The sequence below is a fragment of the Halomonas sp. G15 genome (assembly GCF_021282295.1).
GTDB lineage: Bacteria > Pseudomonadota > Gammaproteobacteria > Pseudomonadales > Halomonadaceae > Halomonas > Halomonas alimentaria.
Window position 1 is genome coordinate 1 of sequence record NZ_JAJSPA010000081.1, and the last position, 1,588, is coordinate 1,588.

Annotated in this window: 1 rRNA gene; it reads right to left on the reverse strand. The window is 55.8% G+C overall.

The features are described 5' to 3' along the window. Positions 1 to 10 precede the first annotated feature (10 nt). Positions 11 to 1,548 (reverse strand): 16S ribosomal RNA (locus tag LWH48_RS18010). Positions 1,549 to 1,588: the final 40 nt, after the last annotated feature.

The following is a 1,588-nucleotide window of genomic DNA, read 5'->3' on the forward strand; positions in this document are numbered from 1 at the left end:
GACATATCGGTAAGGAGGTGATCCAGCCGCAGGTTCCCCTACGGCTACCTTGTTACGACTTCACCCCAGTCATGAACCACACCGTGGTGATCGCCCTCCGAAGTTAGGCTAACCACTTCTGGTGCAGTCCACTCCCATGGTGTGACGGGCGGTGTGTACAAGGCCCGGGAACGTATTCACCGTGACATTCTGATTCACGATTACTAGCGATTCCGACTTCACGGAGTCGAGTTGCAGACTCCGATCCGGACTGAGACCGGCTTTTCGGGATTAGCTCCACCTCGCGGCTTCGCAACCCTTTGTACCGGCCATTGTAGCACGTGTGTAGCCCTACTCGTAAGGGCCATGATGACCTGACGTCGTCCCCACCTTCCTCCGGTTTGTCACCGGCAGTCTCCCTAGAGTTCCCGACCGAATCGCTGGCAAATAGGGACAAGGGTTGCGCTCGTTACGGGACTTAACCCAACATTTCACAACACGAGCTGACGACGGCCATGCAGCACCTGTCTGTGCGTTCCCGAAGGCACCAATCCATCTCTGGAAAGTTCGCACGATGTCAAGAGTAGGTAAGGTTCTTCGCGTTGCATCGAATTAAACCACATGCTCCACCGCTTGTGCGGGCCCCCGTCAATTCATTTGAGTTTTAACCTTGCGGCCGTACTCCCCAGGCGGTCGACTTATCGCGTTAACTGCGCCACAAAGGTCACAAGGACCCCAACGGCTAGTCGACATCGTTTACGGCGTGGACTACCAGGGTATCTAATCCTGTTTGCTACCCACGCTTTCGCACCTCAGCGTCAGTGTCAGTCCAGAAGGCCGCCTTCGCCACTGGTATTCCTCCCGATCTCTACGCATTTCACCGCTACACCGGGAATTCTACCTTCCTCTCCTGCACTCTAGCCTGACAGTTCCGGATGCCGTTCCCAGGTTGAGCCCGGGGCTTTCACAACCGGCTTATCACGCCGCCTACGCGCGCTTTACGCCCAGTAATTCCGATTAACGCTCGCACCCTCCGTATTACCGCGGCTGCTGGCACGGAGTTAGCCGGTGCTTCTTCTGTGGGTGATGTCCTCCCTCGAGGGTATTGGCCCCGAGGATTTCTTCCCCACTGAAAGTGCTTTACAACCCGAAAGCCTTCTTCACACACGCGGCATGGCTGGATCAGGCTTTCGCCCATTGTCCAATATTCCCCACTGCTGCCTCCCGTAGGAGTTCGGGCCGTGTCTCAGTCCCGATGTGGCTGATCATCCTCTCAGACCAGCTACGGATCGCAGCCTTGGTGAGCCATTACCTCACCAACTAGCTAATCCGACATAGGCTCATCCGATAGCGCAAGGTCCGAAGATCCCCTGCTTTCTCCCGTAGGACGTATGCGGTATTAGCCTGGGTTTCCCCAGGTTATCCCCCACTATCGGGCAGATTCCTATGCATTACTCACCCGTCCGCCGCTCGACGCCTGGAAGCAAGCTTCCATCGTTTCCGCTCGACTTGCATGTGTTAGGCCTGCCGCCAGCGTTCAATCTGAGCCATGATCAAACTCTTCAGTTTAAGATCATAAGTGCTTGAAGTAGCACCAAACTTGGCTCAA